General features: G+C 55.1%; 1 protein-coding gene and 1 pseudogene. Both read left to right on the top strand.

What is annotated here, in order from left to right:
* Window positions 1–9: 9 nt before the first annotated feature.
* On the top strand, window positions 10–153 hold the full coding sequence (locus SB756_RS28645; RefSeq protein ID WP_410912890.1) for a chorismate lyase: 144 nt from the start codon (window positions 10–12) through the stop codon (window positions 151–153).
* A 12-nt stretch (window positions 154–165) separates the two neighbouring features.
* Window positions 166–350: pseudogene (gene ubiA, locus SB756_RS28640) on the top strand (4-hydroxybenzoate octaprenyltransferase); the annotation flags it as partial.

The following is a 350-nucleotide window of genomic DNA, read 5'->3' as shown; positions in this document are numbered from 1 at the left end:
GGACGCTATCTGTTCACATCATCGACATTAACCCGGGACTTTATTGAGATAGGCCGTGATGCCGGGCTGTGGGGGCGACGTTCCCGCCTGCGATTAAGCGGTAAACCGCTGTTGCTAACAGAACTGTTTTTACCGGCGTCACCGTTGTACTAAGAGGAAAAAAATATGGAGTGGAGTCTGACGCAGAATAAGCTGCTGGCGTTTCATCGCTTAATGCGTACGGATAAGCCAATTGGCGCGTTACTGCTGCTCTGGCCAACATTATGGGCGTTGTGGGTGGCGACACCGGGCGTTCCCCAGCTCTGGATCCTGGCGGTGTTTGTCGCGGGTGTCTGGCTGATGCGCGCTGC

Origin of the sequence: Pseudomonas sp. SIMBA_068 (genome assembly GCF_046534705.1) — a bacterium.
Lineage (GTDB): Bacteria > Pseudomonadota > Gammaproteobacteria > Pseudomonadales > Pseudomonadaceae > Aquipseudomonas > Aquipseudomonas putida.
The sequence above is the reverse complement of the archived record's forward strand: the minus strand, read 5'-3'. Positions and strand labels throughout refer to the sequence as shown.